This window comes from Paenibacillus sp. 2TAB23, from assembly GCF_052115165.1.
Classification (GTDB): domain Bacteria; phylum Bacillota; class Bacilli; order Paenibacillales; family Paenibacillaceae; genus Pristimantibacillus.
In genome coordinates this window covers 59,490-75,139 of record NZ_JBFRGD010000007.1, presented here as the reverse complement: position 1 = coordinate 75,139, position 15,650 = coordinate 59,490, and the positions used below count along the sequence as shown (strand labels likewise).

11 protein-coding genes are annotated in these 15,650 nt (G+C 48.7%); 1 reads left to right on the top strand and 10 read right to left on the bottom strand.

The genetic code is table 11. The annotated features are described in order from the left end of the window. Positions 1–75 precede the first annotated feature (75 nt). The 6 genes from AB4Z29_RS12355 to AB4Z29_RS12330 form a co-directional block, all read right to left on the bottom strand. Positions 76–969, bottom strand: coding sequence for a carbohydrate ABC transporter permease (locus AB4Z29_RS12355; RefSeq protein ID WP_441943358.1), 894 nt, complete (start codon positions 967–969; stop codon positions 76–78). A gap of 26 nt (positions 970–995) precedes the next feature. After that, entirely contained in the window at positions 996–1,907 is a 912-nt protein-coding gene (locus AB4Z29_RS12350; RefSeq protein WP_441943357.1) for an ABC transporter permease, read from the bottom strand. A gap of 77 nt (positions 1,908–1,984) precedes the next feature. Beyond that, the gene (locus tag AB4Z29_RS12345; protein WP_441943356.1) at positions 1,985–3,601 is read right to left on the bottom strand and encodes an ABC transporter substrate-binding protein; all 1,617 of its coding nucleotides are present in this window, start codon (positions 3,599–3,601) and stop codon (positions 1,985–1,987) included. 353 nt (positions 3,602–3,954) lie between these two features. Further along, positions 3,955–5,337, bottom strand: coding sequence for an ABC transporter substrate-binding protein (locus tag AB4Z29_RS12340; protein WP_441943355.1), 1,383 nt, complete (start codon positions 5,335–5,337; stop codon positions 3,955–3,957). Between the two features lie 21 nt (positions 5,338–5,358). After that, the gene (locus AB4Z29_RS12335) at positions 5,359–7,215 is read right to left on the bottom strand and encodes a sensor histidine kinase (RefSeq protein ID WP_441943354.1); all 1,857 of its coding nucleotides are present in this window, start codon (positions 7,213–7,215) and stop codon (positions 5,359–5,361) included. Between the two features lie 18 nt (positions 7,216–7,233). Next, entirely contained in the window at positions 7,234–8,838 is a 1,605-nt protein-coding gene (locus tag AB4Z29_RS12330; RefSeq protein WP_441943353.1) for a response regulator transcription factor, read from the bottom strand. Positions 8,839–9,177: 339 nt separating this feature from the next. On the opposite strand from AB4Z29_RS12330, the gene AB4Z29_RS12325 reads away from it, so the two are divergent. Then, positions 9,178–9,720, top strand: a complete 543-nt coding sequence (locus AB4Z29_RS12325; RefSeq protein ID WP_441943352.1) for an NADPH-dependent FMN reductase — start codon at positions 9,178–9,180, stop codon at positions 9,718–9,720. 143 nt (positions 9,721–9,863) lie between these two features. On the opposite strand, the gene AB4Z29_RS12320 is transcribed toward AB4Z29_RS12325, so the two are convergent. From AB4Z29_RS12320 to AB4Z29_RS12305, 4 genes are all read right to left on the bottom strand, one after another. After that, positions 9,864–10,970: a Gfo/Idh/MocA family protein gene (locus tag AB4Z29_RS12320; RefSeq protein ID WP_441943351.1), complete on the bottom strand. Its 1,107-nt coding sequence runs from the start codon at positions 10,968–10,970 to the stop codon at positions 9,864–9,866. A 121-nt stretch (positions 10,971–11,091) separates the two neighbouring features. Beyond that, positions 11,092–11,214 carry a hypothetical protein gene (locus AB4Z29_RS12315; RefSeq protein ID WP_441943350.1) on the bottom strand — a complete coding sequence of 41 codons (123 nt, stop codon included), beginning with the start codon at positions 11,212–11,214 and terminating at the stop codon, positions 11,092–11,094. A gap of 119 nt (positions 11,215–11,333) precedes the next feature. Continuing rightward, a complete protein-coding gene (locus AB4Z29_RS12310; RefSeq protein ID WP_441943349.1) occupies positions 11,334–14,381 on the bottom strand; it encodes a GAP1-N2 domain-containing protein in 3,048 nt (1,015 codons plus the stop codon). Beyond that, complete coding sequence (locus tag AB4Z29_RS12305) at positions 14,381–15,640, bottom strand: TRAFAC clade GTPase domain-containing protein (RefSeq protein ID WP_441943348.1); 1,260 nt, start codon at positions 15,638–15,640, stop codon at positions 14,381–14,383. The genes AB4Z29_RS12310 and AB4Z29_RS12305 overlap by 1 nt, the downstream gene beginning before the upstream one ends. Between the last annotated feature and the right edge of the window lie 10 nt (positions 15,641–15,650).

Below are 15,650 nucleotides of genomic sequence, written 5' to 3'. Positions count from 1 at the left end.
GAAATGGCAAAAAGCTGATACCGAAATTACCTGGTACCAGCTTTTCGAGTGCTATGAGAAAGCTGACCGAATTAGTCAGCCTTTGACTGAGCCAATCATGACCCCTTTCTCGAAATACTTCTGCAGGAAAGGGTAAAGTATCAATATCGGCAAGGTCGATACGATAATAACGCCGTATTTGATCTGGTCCGCGTATTTCTGCGCATAACCGCCCGCGTTCCCGCCCGACCCGGCACCATTCTGGAATACCTGGTTGGACAGAAGAATATCTCTTAAAATGATTTGCAGCGGCTGAAGATTGTTGTCCCGGATATAGATCAAGCCGGTGAAGAAATCATTCCAATGGCCAACCAAATAGTACAGCCCGACGACGGAAATCAAAGCTTTGGACAAAGGCAGCGCGATTTTGATGAAAAATCTGAAATGCGAGCAGCCGTCGATTGCCGCAGCCTCATACAATTCAGAAGGCAAAGATGACTCGAAAAACGTTCTTGCAATAATGAGATAAAACACATTGACGCAAAATGGTAAAATAAACATCCAAATCGTATTGGTCATATGCAAGTCCTTCATCAACAGATAGGTTGGGATTAAGCCTCCGTTGAAAAACATCGTAATGACAAATACGAGCATGATGATTCGTCTAGCCCGGAATTCACGTCTGGACAGCACGTATGCTGCTGGAAGGGTAACGAGTAAATTTACGAGCGTTCCTGCGAACGTGTAGAATACCGTATTGCGGTATCCATTCCAAATGCGGTTATCCTGGAAGATCTGATCGTAGCCGAAAAAACTAATGTTCCGGGGCAGAAACAATACCTTCCCGGTTGAAACAAGCGTCGAATCACTGATCGAGGCGATAATGATGAAATAGAGCGGATATACGATCGCCAGAAAAATAATGGCGCATATGACAAACAAAACAAGCCGGAAGCCCCATTCACTACCGCTAACACGGTTTCGCACCATACCTACCACTCCTCCTTGCAGCCTGCTTAGAATAAGCTCGTATTGGAAGCTTTTTTGGCGATCGCATTCATCGCGAATAAGAAAATAAAATTAATCAGCGTATTAAACAAACCGATAGCCGAAGCATAGCTAAACTGATTGGACACAATCCCGATTTTGTACACATAGGTGGCGATAACTTCTGAAACGGGCAGGTTTAATGAGTTTTGCATCAAAAATATTTTTTCAAAGCCCGTGCTGAGTATATTCCCCATGCTGAGTATGAACAGAATGACGATCGTCGGAATCAAGGCTGGAAAATCAATATAACGGATCGTCTGCCATCTGCTGGCGCCATCCATCTTGGCGGAATCATAAAGCTGCGGGTCTACTGTAGATAGAGCCGCTAAGTAGATAATGCTGTTCCAGCCGCAGTGCTGCCAAATATCAGACACGATATTGACAGGGATGAAGGTCGAGGTGGAGGCTAATAAATTGATATCCCCAAAACCGATAGTTTTCATGAAATATCCGACAATGCCCGTTTCCGGCGAGAGCAGGACATTCATCATACCCACCAGTACGATAATCGAGATGAAGTGAGGCAAATAAACAGTGGTCTGCATCAAGGTTTTAAATCTTTTTCTACGGATCTGATTCAGTACGAGCGCTAATATAATCGGAGCAGGAAATCCAATAATGATTGCTGTGAAGCTGATTAGAAACGTATTGGTCATCAGATCGGCAAACAGGAAGCTCTCGATAAACTGCTTGAAATAAAATAATCCGCGCCATTCCCCGCCTGTAAGCCCTTTACTGAAGTCGAAATCCCGGAACGCAAGCTGGATACCGTACATGGGGATGTAGTTGAAAATGATAATGGCTGCTATAGCCGGGAAAATCATCACCCACAATTGAAAATCACGTTTGAAGGCATTGAAGATCGTCCGTGTGCCCATAGGAAATTCCCCCTTTACTTTGAAAAAGAAGCTATGCCTGCTTGTAGACGGCATAGCTCCCTTTCATGCGCAGCCTATTATTTGCTCATATACTCGTCATAATATTTTTGCATGATTTCGAGATTTTGGTCTAAGCCCGCTTTCTTGCTTTGATTCACGTATTGCTCCCACTCGGCTTCGACGCCGCCTTTCGTTACCCACTTGGCAAAGCTCGTGTTCGCAAGGTTCATAATATTCGTGTTACTTAGGCTCATCGTGTTATTATCTGCCGTTGTGTATTTGATGAACATGTTCGGGAATATATCCTTCTCCGTATCAACCGCCAAGGCATCCTTCAGAGGCTCTGACTGAACGAGCACCTCCTGCATATCCTTTCCAAGCGTCAAATTAAGGGTATCGGGAAGATACAATGCCCCGTTATCGGCCCACGTAGAGGTCCATTTCCATGTGCCTGGATCCATCTTGGCATCGGCTGGCGGCAGAACGCTATAAGAGCCGTCTCCGTTATCCTTAATATTCGTTCCGATTGAACCAAATAGCACCTGCATGCTCACTTCTTCTTTGTAGAGCTCATTAATAAACCGCATAGCCGCTTCTTTGTTTTTCGTTTTCGCTGACATGACGATTTGATTTACCCCGTAATTCAGCGTATCGAAATCGTAGCTCCACGATACTTTGCCGGAGAAGCCAGCCGTTTCCTTAAGCGGGGACATCGACGCATATTGCGGCGCCAGTTGTTCCCCGAATCGGTCAGACGCCACCCAGCCCCATGTAAAGCCAACCTTTGCGTTGTCGCCTTCACCGCGGGCAACCGACTGAAACTTCGTATAATCATGGGTAAACACCTCTGGATTGATCAATCCCGCTTTATACAGCTTGCCAAGGAATACGACCATCTTTTTGTAGCGCTCATCAGTCAAGAAGTTTTTCACTTGTCCGTCTTCGACGAAATAGCCTTGCCCGCTTCCGTCTGTTAAGGTGATGCCTAAGCCCCCAAGCAGAACAGCCGGGTTAAAGAAGCCGCCGATTCCGCCTGGCCAGTCCATTGGAATTTCATCGTTAGCGTCTCCATTGCCATTCGCATCCTTCTCTTTGAAGGCAACTAAAACGTTATAGAGCTCATCCCATGTCGTAGGCATGTCTAGGCCCAGATTGTCCAGCCATGTTTGATTAATAAATTGCCGAGTGGCGGATGCCGGCCAGAATCTTTGGTATTTCGGCAGCCCGTATATTTTACCGTCAGGCTGCGTCGCAATGACCTTAGTCTCCGGCTTCGTATCGAACATGCCCTGCACGTTCGGCGCACCTGCAACCAGCTCCGTTAGATCCTGAAACAATCCTTGGAACTGTGCGAAATCGGCATCCGTAATGACATTTGGTCCGACAAAAAGATCCGGCGTATCACCGCTAGCGAGCATGGTTCCTTTTTTCTGAGCCCAATCCGCTGTAATTTCCTGCCACTCAATATCTACACCTGCAGCATCCTCCGCTTTTTGCAGCCATTCCATCTCGGCAAGCGGCTTCGTTAAAGGATGCTTGGTTATGATCGCGGTTAGCTTTACCTTCTCCCCGCCCGTACTTCCTTGATTATTGCCGGCGTTCGGGGATCCTTGATTATTGTTGTTGCTGCAACCTGCAATGAGCAGTGAAGTACATAAGCATGCTGTCAGAACGAGGTTCAACGATTTTTTCATCCGACATCGACTCCCTTTTCTTTTCTGATATCGCTTACAATACGCTTTGCAATTTCTATTACGCGGTGCCAGCTCGCTGGCCATTTTCGCTTGTCTTTCGTTTGTCTACTGCTAATCTATCGCTTGCCTATTGCTTGTCTATTGCTTGTCTATTGCTTGTCTATTGCTTGTCTTTCGCTGCAGCTCCTGACAGCCCTAATGTTAGCAAGCGTTTTCATAGCGAACAATACGTAAAATCATTGGATTTGGACGACTTTCATTAGGTCCTCCGTTTTGAACGTATGGATGATGGCCTTCATCACACAAATAGAAAAAGGCCTCCGGCAATCGCCGAAGGCCTTACGTTTAACTCATTACGGGTACGTGCCTTTGAAAGCGGCGTCGATCTTCTCGGCTACGCTCTCGAAAGCTTCCTTTACGCTTTTCTTGCCCAACCATACTTGGTCTAACGCCGGATTCAGAATCGCGGTAATATGTTCGTTATTTTTGAGATAGAAGTCGTAAGAATTAACGCCATTCTCGATTGTCTGCCGCATGACTGCATCTTGATAGCCGCTCGGATGGCCAGGCTTCACGTCCGCCCAGCGTGCTATTAATTCGGGCTTCTCATAATAATCCTTAAGCAGCGGCATCCATAGGCCGCTTGCATGCAAGTCGATGGAATTCTCAGAATCCAGCTGCCATTTGTAGAACAACCAGGCTTCCTTCGGATGCTTCGTCGTAGCGGACATCACCAGCGGCTCTCCGAATTGCACCGTTTTGCTGGACTTCAGCTTGGGCAGCACGCCGACCCCGAAGTTGACGCCTGCAGCTCCGAGATCGAGCTGCACCCACTGGCCGTCAAGGTCCATGGCGACCTTTCTGCTTTGAAGCGCAAGCGCAGGCTGCGGCAGGTTCTTCTCTTGAACCGGCGAAGGCGAAACATGATGGACATAAATAAGGTCGGCTAGCTTTTGCACGGCATCGATGACAGCTGGATCATCGAGATTCATTCGGCTTCCGTCAGGGGTGATCACGCTCGTATTGTTGGATGGCACCATTAAATGCCACATCCATGTGTTGAATCTTACGCCGAACTGGACGATATGCGCAGCATCGAATTCCGGACTGAGCGCGTTGCGCCCATTTCGATCCAATGTCAGCTTCTTCGCTGCCTCTAGAAACTGGTCCCACGACCATGCGTTCTCTGATTTGGCCGGAGGCAGCTCTACCCCTGCTTCATCGAAGAGGTCAGCATTGTAATAAAGAGCGAATGCCTCCTCCGCAACTTTGACTCCTGCAACCTTTCCCTCATCCCAATACATGAGCGCATTCGGAATAAGAGTTTCCTCATTGATCTCCGCATCTTCATCCAAGAAGCCTTTCAGATTATAGAACTTGCCTTGCTCCGCCCACTGCAGTGCGGTATGCTTGTACATCATAAATACATCGGGCGCTTTGTTGCTCGCATACATCGTCGTCAGCTTTGTCGTATAATCGCCGGGCTCATACATGTACTGAATCGTAATCCACGGATATCGCTCCATAAACTTCTCGATCATCCGCTCCTTGGCTTGCTTCTCATTAGGTGAGCCCCAAGAAGCATAGGTTAACACGACTTTTTCTTTGTCCCACTCAGCCGATTTGTCATGTAGACCAGCACCGGTCGACTCGGCCCCCCTTTCGCGGCAGCCCGCAAGCATCAAAATTGCGCATAGGAACAGCATAAAAGACAATGCGCTCCTCGTTCGGTTCATCCGTCAGCCTCTCCTCTCTGCTCACTTTATTTCCAATATGTCCTGTCTGCTCGCAATTAAGCCCATGCGGATATGAACAGTCGTACCTCCGTCTTCACTTGAATGTATGTCAACGCCATACTCGCTGCCATAGAGCAGCTTAATTCTTTTTTCCACATTCGGCATGCCTGTCGAATTCATCTTGCCAGCCTTTAACTGGTCGATAAGCGCCTTATCCATCCCACTTCCATTATCCTCAACGGTGAAATAAACCATCAGTCTGTCCGACCAGCCATTAATCACGATCGTTCCATCCTGTTCTTTCTCCGCAAGACCATGGATAATCGCATTCTCGACAAACGGCTGCAGAAACAGCTTCGGCACCTCCATGTCCAGAAGCTCGTCTGCCACATCGATCTGCACATGAAACACATTCTCGAATCGGCTGGACATGATGTAAATATATTTGTTGAGCCAGTCCAAATCCGTTCGAAGCGGCCACGTTTCCTTTTTGTTTCTGGTCGATGTCTGGAGCATATCGGCTAGATTATGAATGATCAAGCTCATCTCCTGCTGATTGTTCTCGACAGCAATCCAGTATAGCGTCGTAAGCGTGTTATACAGGAAATGAGGATTAAGCTGCAGATTCAGCGCCATAAGCTCCGCTTCCTTCTCCCGCAGCCTTGAAGCATAGTTCTCCTCGATCAGCGCCTCTATACGGCCATTCATATGATTGAACGTACGGATCAAATGGCCGAATTCGTCACGACCATGCTCAGGTATATGGATATGAAAATTACCTCGCTCCATCAGCTTCATGGCCTTTTTCATCCGACTGATCGGCTTCGTAATGAATACGGACATTGCATACGCCAGAATAATCGAAACGATAAGCATAATGATTAGAAATAAAGTCGAATATCTGCGCAGCGCATTCAAATCCTGCAAAGCATCCTCAACCGGAATTTCAATATAAGATATCCAGCCCGTGCTTTCCATGCGGCTAAAGCTAATGACGACCGGTTTGCCGTCAATGACCTTCTGTATGCTGCCATGATTCATATCCGTTGCTTCTTCCAACCAGTCAGGCGGCTTATGTTTCGCGATCAGCGCCTCGTCCGAATGGATGACTACTGCCCCTCCATCATCTACGATTCCGTAGGACAAATGACGGTACTCGCTATGCTCGGCATAGTCTGCGAATAACCGCCCAATATAATCCGTCGTCAAATTAACCATTAGAACCGGCTCGGGTATCATGTCCGGCAGCGAGTGAAAGATTCCCTTCTCGTCGACAAACGTGAGCTTGAGCTGCTTGACGGCGGATGCGAGCTTATTGAACTCGAAATTCAAGCCGGACATATCCTTCTCACCGAGCGTTTCGGCATAGCGATACGTTGGAATCCAAACGAGATTACCTTTCCCTTCAATCGATTTGCGATACAAAGAGGAAGCCAAAAAACCGTCAGGCATGACGAACATTCTTGCCGTGTTCCCGAAATTATAGGATGGAGTTACGATAAACGAAGAGTATATATCCATATCGCCGCCAAAATATTTGAATAAAATTTGCGTAATCTTGCGGTCTGTCTTCAGCAGCGACTCATTATCCGTCGCATCTGTCTCGATAATGACACGATACAGCTCATTGTCAATGGGGAGCATTTCGCTTTTGTCCCGAATAGATTGCAGCTTCTCATCAAGCAACTGATTATTATTAATAACGACGTTGCCTAGGCTCTCTTTCACGTTCGAGAGCATATTTTTGGCACTAATTTGATAATAGGCAAAGCCAAGAATGAGGATGATAAAGCTTACCAGCAGGAAATAAGAGACCAGCAGCTTGATTCGAAATTTTGCATTGGCAGCCATATCTGCCATTTTTCTCAGGATGCGCATCGGTTTGGCCTCTTTTAATTAGGATGAGAACATTCTTCGGAATTCTTCCGGGGAATATAAGAACGTTTTTTTGAACACCTTGTTGAAATACTTAATGTCTTTATAGCCTGACTGCCTGGCAATCTCCTGCACCTTCAGGTCCGAGTGCAGCAATAAGCCGCGCGCCTTCTGCATTCGCATTTTGACAAGGTAATCGGTAAACGATACGCCGACGTTATTTTTGAATAAAATGCTGAAGTACGACGGGTTATAAAAAAATCGTGTCGCTACCAGCTCAAGTCCCAAATCCTCGTGCAGGTTGTCCTCAACAAACTCGCGGCATTTCTGCATAATCAAGTCGCTGCGCGAGGATTTGTCCTTTTTCATCTGCTTGATCATGTCGGCAAGCAGCTGCGCCGCGATTTCTTTCATGGACTTGAAGGACTTCGCTTCCAACAGCTCCTGGTCGATTCGTCCCGCAAGCAATCGGTATCCTTCCTCATCGATGACCAGCTGAGCTCGCTTCAGACAGGTCGACAACAGCTGCGCTGCGCTGCATTGCAGCCGAAATGGGGCTGGATATCCCGCAGCCAACCGATCCAGCAGCGATACTAGGGTCGATACCGCCAGCTCCGTTTGAATCTCTGAGACTGCACGCTCCATATCGTCAATGTCCTTGGCGGCAAGCGGTGAGCTGTGCTCTTTGCCTTGCAGGCTTCGCAGCTCATTCGCGGAGAGCCACATGCCTTCAGGGAAGTAATACAAATGCTGCAGTGCATGTTTAGCGCCGTCACAGCAGAGACGCATATCGACTTCAATGCTCTCCGTTTCTTGTCCAATACCGACGCTGATTGACCTCCCATACTGCATTTCCAGTTGGTTTAACGCTTTACGCAGCTGCTCCAAACATGCCGTTCCCGTCGTCTCCGGCTTCCATGCAGCCATAATATAAAGGCGGTCCTTCTCATGCTCTGGGGCGACCATGACTGCGTCCGCACAGCTCGAAAAGGCTTGCGTGACCGCTCGTTTTAGGATGCTTTTCCATTCGGAATCATGATGTAGACCGCCATCAGATTTGGATTCAAGGATCAGTACAGTTCCCTGGCCGCTTAGTGCACAATGGCTTCGCAATTCGCTTCTTTCGGCTGCGTGGAGTTCTTCCGTCAAGCATTTGTACAGCAAATGCTCGATATAGACAGGCTTTGTATGTGCAAGCTGATCACTCAGCCTCTTCTTCTCTAATTGAAGCGCACTCTCCTGCAGAAGCTGATGCTCCAGCTCGCATATAATAGGCTCCAGCTGCTCGGTTATGACCGGCTTGACCAAATAGTCTTTTGCACCTAGCCGCAGTGCCTGCTGTGCATAATCAAACTCATGGTATACGCTTACAAAAACAACCTTCGGCATGTCCGAGCCTTGATTGTTTAACGCTTTCAAGAAATCGATGCCATTCACCAGCGGCATCTGAATGTCTGTAAATACAATATCCAGCACGCGAGCTTCAGCTAGCTCCAATGCCTCTTTTCCATTTTTTGCCTCATGGACCTTATACTCGGGCCGAAGGGAACGTACCATAGCTGCTAAGCCGCGGCGCTGCTTGGGCTCGTCATCCACCACTAGAATTTCCATTCGATTCGAAATCATAATCACATCCCACTAGCGGTATGGTTAAACGAATGTCTACCTTTATTGTAGCGCCTACTCGCGCAATTGGGAATGAAGCTGAGGGAGAAAATAGTTGGATAAGGAGAATCTTATTAGATCATTGTCGCATACATAAAGAGGCTGTTTTACAAACTATTTGTAAGTAGCTTGACATTAGGTATCCTGACCGCTATCATATTTGTCGTACAAGCAATTGGAGAATAAAACCAACGCTTACACATTGTATCGCAACATCCTGCATAATTCTAAGAGCTGGTTGACCATTCTAATGCTTGAAAGACGATTTAGAAGCAAACTACTTTAGAGGAGGCAATACACATGTCAAAGCTAAATATCGGTATTATCTTGGGAAGCACCCGTCAGGGACGCTTAAGCCCGCAAGTCGGCGAATGGGTGAAGGGTGTTGCTGACAAGCGCGATGATGCCAATTACGAAATCGTGGATATTGCGGAGTACAAGCTTCCTTTGCTCGGCGAGGAAGATGCGACGGAACAGGCAACCGCATGGAATACCAAGCTGGCAAGCTTGGACGGCTTCGTATTCATCGTGCAGGAATATAACCACAGCATCTCGGGAGCCTTGAAGAACGCGCTTGATTATGCGCGCGATGCTTGGAACAATAAAGCGGCTGGCATCGTTAGCTATGGTTCAGTCGGTGGCGCTCGCGCTGCTGAGCATCTCAGAGGCATACTTGGCGAATTGTCTGTTGCAGACGTTCGCGTGCATCCTGCGCTTTCGCTGTTTACAGATTTCGAGAACGGCTCCGTGTTCAAGCCTGCTGACCTCCACCTTACGAATGTCAATGGCATGCTCGACCAAGTACTCGCTTGGAGCGGCGCACTAAAAACGCTGCGTTCATAATGAAAACCTCGGCTCTTCATAAGAGCCGAGGTTTTTTTGAGTGCACATCCTTCATTCTTACGATTCAATTAAACATCCTTTTATTCTTACGCTTTGCTTAAACACCCTTCATTCATACAACTGCTTCATCTGACTTGCAAATGCTAATCCTCAGCTATTTCGACCGTTTTCCCGGTTTCCGCCGATTCGTAAATCGCTTCCAGTATCCGAGTGACCATATACGCTTGCTTCGGCATCACAACGGGATCGGTATCTAGCATGATCGCATCGATCCATTGCCCGATTTCACGGTCTGCGATCGTCTCTTCCTCCGGCGAAATATACGCGATGCCAGCTGCGGTTTGCAGCTTTGTTTCAACTAAATTGCCGAACATTTCACCGTTGAACACGAGCTCATCGGTATTCGTCAGCGCATTTCTGCGCATCTCTGCCCCGCCTCGGGTCCCCGACAAGGTTGTCATGGCTTCACGCTCATCAAGCGTATTCAGCGCCCAAGCCGCTTCCAGATAGATTGTCGCGCCGTTCTTCATCTTGATGAATGCAAAAGCCGATTCCTCCACGTTGAAATCTTCAGGCTCCCAAGGACCGAACGGATTCGCCTCGTTCTGTTCCCTTAATTTATTGTGGGTTACTCCGGTTACCGATTCTACCTCGTAATTGTCCATTAACCACAGTGTCAAATCCAGCGCATGGGTTCCGATATCGATGAGCGGGCCTCCGCCCTGCAAATCCTTGTCCATGAACACGCCCCACGTAGGAACGCCGCGGCGGCGCACCGCATGGGCTTTGGCCACGTAAATTTCACCCAGATCTCCCCTTACACAAGCGTCCTTTAGCAAGAGAGCGTCTTTTCTAAATCGGTTCTGATAGGCAATGGTCAGTTTTTTGCCGGTGCGCTCTGCTGCATCCAGCATTCTCTTCGCTTCATCCGCATTAATGGCCATCGGTTTCTCACACATTACATGCTTGCCGGCCTCAAGCGCAGCAACCGCCATAGGTGCATGATGCACGTTAGGCGTGCAAATATGGATGACATCAATGTTGGTATCCTTGACCATATCCAAATAATCCGTATATAAGGCAGCCTGCGGTGCATACTCGTCCGCGGCTTTGCGAATCGTCTCCTTATGCCTGCCGCAGAAAGCGACCAGCTCTACTTTGTCGCTGAGCTTTGCCAAGGCGGGGAGATGCTTCTCAAGCGCGATGGCTCCGCAGCCAATGATTCCTACTCTCAGTTTGCCCATATCCATATGAGCACCTCCTTTTTTGCTAAACACTTCGTTTTCACAAGACCGAATTATTCTGATCCCAGCGCGCTATACTGTATTTAACCGATTTTGAGGCTAAGTAAACGTTAATAAATGATCGCCTTCACTTTTCGCCTGCCTGTGAAAGCACAGTACTCCATTCTTTCATAAACAAAAAGCCTGCCCCACCGATTGTAAACGGCTGGGCAGGCTGGCTGACATATGACAAGCTCGTCACTCTAGTCATGATATCTCATTCTCATTAAACTCGTTAACGCAATTACGAAAAGAAAATAGTCAGCTCGTATGTTTGACTATCCAATTCGCCGATTAGCGCCGTTCCTTGGGGAACGCTGCAAAACCTTATTAAAGCTTTGTCAGCCTATATTCCGTCTCTCCAATCAGAATTGCGCTATCGTCAGGAATATCGACCTGTTTGCCTAGCTGTATGACCACTCGGCTTTCATAATCTGCGAACAGCGTGTCCGCTGTGCTGCTCGGCGAAGACAGCGTATTCGAATCCGTAGTGCTATCCGTAGCACCGCCAGCATTCACTTGATCGTCAGTAGCCGATGCTCCGTCCGCAATAGGCGTTTCTGAAGGCGTAACAACTGGAGAAATCCGAGCTTCTGTCTCAGTAATATCAGAACCGACAGTTCCGTCAGTTCCATCAGATCCATTGGTTCCATTAGTTCCATTAGTTCCATTAGTTCCATTCGTTTCTTCGGTACTTTCAGTACCTTCAGGATTAACCGTATTCAAGGCAGCATCAGTCATATTCGCGCAATCCGCATGCAGCTCCAGTTCCTTATACTCAACCGCCTCCGCGCTTGGCGCCTGTATCTTTAACGTGTTTGGCGCAAATGCGGCGCAGGCTGCAGCGTCCTTGAACAAAAATACGAGTGAGGTGGATGCCACTTCCCCCTCGGCTGCCTCACTATCCTCCGCATACACAAGCGTATCTGGCTCGTCGGAGCCCGCTTCGGCCGTTGGCGTTGCTCCAGGCAGCATGGCTCCTTCGTTTTTTGAATCTCCCTTATCGGATAACGAAAGCATTATCCCTGCGGTCACCAGAACAATGCCGATAGCTGCTAGTGATGTAATCAGCGTCCCTTTACGGTTCTGCCTGAAAAGTCTGGCTAGCGGAGATGCCAGCTCCCGCTCCGCTTGTTTATATACAGCCTTCAAGGCAGGTCCAGCCTTTTCGAAAAAGAGCTTGCGATTGGTGCGTTTTTTGAACGCATTCCGATCATGCTTTTTGAAGTAGCCGACAACTGCCGTTGCATAAGCCGGCACAAAGCCTCTTGCCTTTATGAAGTCAGGCTCCTTCTCCGTCCATTGAAAGAACCGGTAAATCAACTCTTTACTTTGAGCGTGCTGCTGCCAGTAATCAATCAGCCCCTCATAATCCACCGCCTCCAAATCCGAGCTGCTCAGAAAAGCCAGCGTAAGCCTGGGAGCTTCCTTCAGCTCCGGCTGGTCGGACAGCATCCGTCGGCCAGCCTGCTGTACACGATCCACCTCCGCTGGGTCCAATCGGCCGAAAAGGTCAGCGGTTGGCTCGGGAAGCATCAACCAGTCATACAGCGCAAGCAGCATTTGAGCTGACGATTTCTGCCTTTGATCACGCAGCTCGTTCTCCCACTGCTTAAGCTGATCCTTATGACTTAGGAAAGACGCTTGTCCGAGCTGATCCTTGGTCAGTTTCTCCAGATTTAGCTCCGACAGCATGCCGCGATATACGGCTAGCTCAAGCAGCTCATACAAATCAGCTCCGGGATAGGTAGGCTGCCGCTTTCTTGACTGCGTGCGAGCTTCCCCAGCCAACTTGCTCAACTGCGTTAATACCATGCTGCACGTCGAGATTGCATATCTCTCTCGTTCCAGCTTTGTAGTTAGCTGCCGGCGGGCAAGCTCGTGAAACGATTCATAACCGTACAGTGCCGGATGAGAGCTCCCAAGACTTGCAATCCGCTCAAGCACGCTTCTGGCACCCGTCAAGGCGCTGAGCTTTTTGTCAATAAAGGGCAGCAGCAAGCGGTCAGCAAGCCTCCCATCCGACAAAACCTTATCGAAAAAAGCTTGACTTAATGCATGATCGCTCTCGACGGCTGCATAGATCGAATCCATCGTATCCTGCCCGTTTCGCTTTGACGCATCATGAAGGGCGTGGATAAAATAGGCAACAAGCTTGCTTTCGATGTTCGGTCTGTCGATTAAATAGTAGTCTCTGAACGCCTCGATAAGATAAGCTTGCGGCACAGAGTCTTGCCTAACTTGGTCAAATTCGTAGTCGAATTGCGAAAGTAATAGATCATTTAAGCGAAGCTTGGATTCGAGTGCTCCTGCCGGCCGCAAATAATCGAGCAGCACGCGAAGCACCATCGGTTTATGCGCTTCATACAACGCTTCATTGCCTTCCTCGATCTGATACAGCACGCTTAGCTCATGATAGCTCGCAGCTGCAATTCGACGGTCTGGATCCATGCCAGCTAGCATCGACTCCGCGAATTTAAAGAATCGGTCGGCATGCTCAGCATGCTCCAAATGGTTCCAGACAAAATCCAAAAACGGATGCTCCATACCGTCCAGCTCGACATTTGATATTCGGCCGCTTACGAAATCGAACGTATAATCCTTCTCGATGCTCCGGTCTCCCGGGCGCAGACTTCCTTGCTCCACAAACGTAAGGTGGACCGATTTGCGGCTCTGAGGCTCCTTGGCATAGGTAATAAAGCCGAGCTGATTTCGATAAGCATATGGCAAGCTTGCATAAAGTACATGCAGCAGCTGCAAGGCCTTTTCAGGCAGCTGTGCAATCGGAACGTCAAGTGAAACGTAAATTTTCTTCTTGCCGCCGACAGCTGACATCACCGCGTACAGCAGCTGTTTAAACGGCTTTTCCCCAATATTCAGCAGCGACAGCAGCGAGCGATTCGACGGTTTGACGGCAGAAGCCGCATGAATCGGAAGACTGCTGAGCTCGGGCAGCTCCATGCCATTATCGATATCATAGCTATTCGAGAATGCGGCTTTCAGCCAGCTCCTATAATCATCAGCAGTTTCACGGCCCGCCTCGTGTGGAATCAAGTAGTTATGCGTAAAAAAAGCGCTGCGAAGCCCGGTGAAATCCGCTGCTTGATAGATGCTGCGCCCGAGCAGCACATCGCCATTTTCCAGATGAAGCAAATGCGTGGTCTCGGGATACAACGCTTCGTCTTTCTCGCCGCGATTAGTCAGCTCGGTCGGCGCATCGTACACGCAATACGGATGGAGCGTTTTTTTAACGAAAGAAGGGTCTAAGCCGCTTGACTTGGCAATCGTATCGTACCCCTCTGTGGATCTGAAAATACCGCGTCTCTCCCGTGCGTACATCTGCTGCTGGATCATCCTGCGGGGCGTAGAATCGCGCACTATTCTCTTCTCCCTTCAATGAAATTCAGCTTGTAAAGCAGCCAGATGAAGGGCTCGTCCACGCGAATCGGACTAACGACGGTTTGCAGCTTCTGATCAACAGGATTGCTGCCGAGAGCCGAAACCGCATAATAGGCCGTTTCCTTGAAGTAAACATCCATTGTGCCTTTGAAGGGCCGATCGACCTTTTCTATAAAACGGCGGATTTCCCCATCGATATTTTCGAATTCCGTCAGATTGAAATAATCACGGTGGACCATATTATTGAAAATATTGCTGTTGGATTTAATATATTCGCCGTCCTCATCCTTAAGGGAATGAAGCATATCGCTTTTGGTAAGCACCACGGCTGTCGGAATATCCGTTTTGTTATTGTCCTGATAAGCAATAAAGTCGCCGAACATCGTCAGTACGACATCGCGGGGCTCATCATATTGGGAAACCCACTCGCCCGGCTTGTCGCCTAGCTTAATTCGGATTTTCTCACGTATGGAACGGATTTGGAGCGGATCAACCATTAACAGGATGCCTGCCGAGTTTTTAATATGCTGGCCATGCAGGCCAAGATAATCCTGTTCGACCATTCCCTCGCCCGCCACATCGAAAAAAACAAGCGTAAGCGGAGGTTTGGACTCATCCTTAAAGACGAATTGGAAAATAAACGGCTCCTGCATCTTTTCTTTCTGCGTGGACGCCAGCAGGTCGCCGCGCTCGAACAGCGGCTCCTCGTAATTGGTGCGGAACTTGCGGCTGATCTCCGCGTTCAGCGGCATGCAAGCCGCATTGAAGTGGTCGGCAGTCGTGTTCTGAAGCGTATGGATCAATGCGGTCATATAAACCGATTTCCCGACTTGGGATGCGCCAATAATCGATATGATATTGCTTGGCACCTTGCCTGCCGTTACCGGAATCTCATTATGGCATTTCGGGCAAAGCCTTCTTCGCGTAAGCTCTCCGTAACGATCGTTGATTCCGATCAGTACGTGATCCGAATAGACCCGATGCTCCTCGGGCACGTCATTCGGATATAGAACCGCCTCCATGTCATGCACGGAATCGAGGCCGAAGCGCTCGCGGTATTTGTTCAGCTCCTCATCCTCGCCTAGCGCATAATCCTCATCATCCTCACGGGAGTGGGCAGCGCGGAACACGACCTCGTCCGGCGTGAATTTACTGAAGCAGTAAGGGCAGACAATATCGTAAAACAGCGGTCGCTGCTTCGCTTCCGGCTTTTTTTTGAATAGATCGAACAAGCCCACGCAATCTACC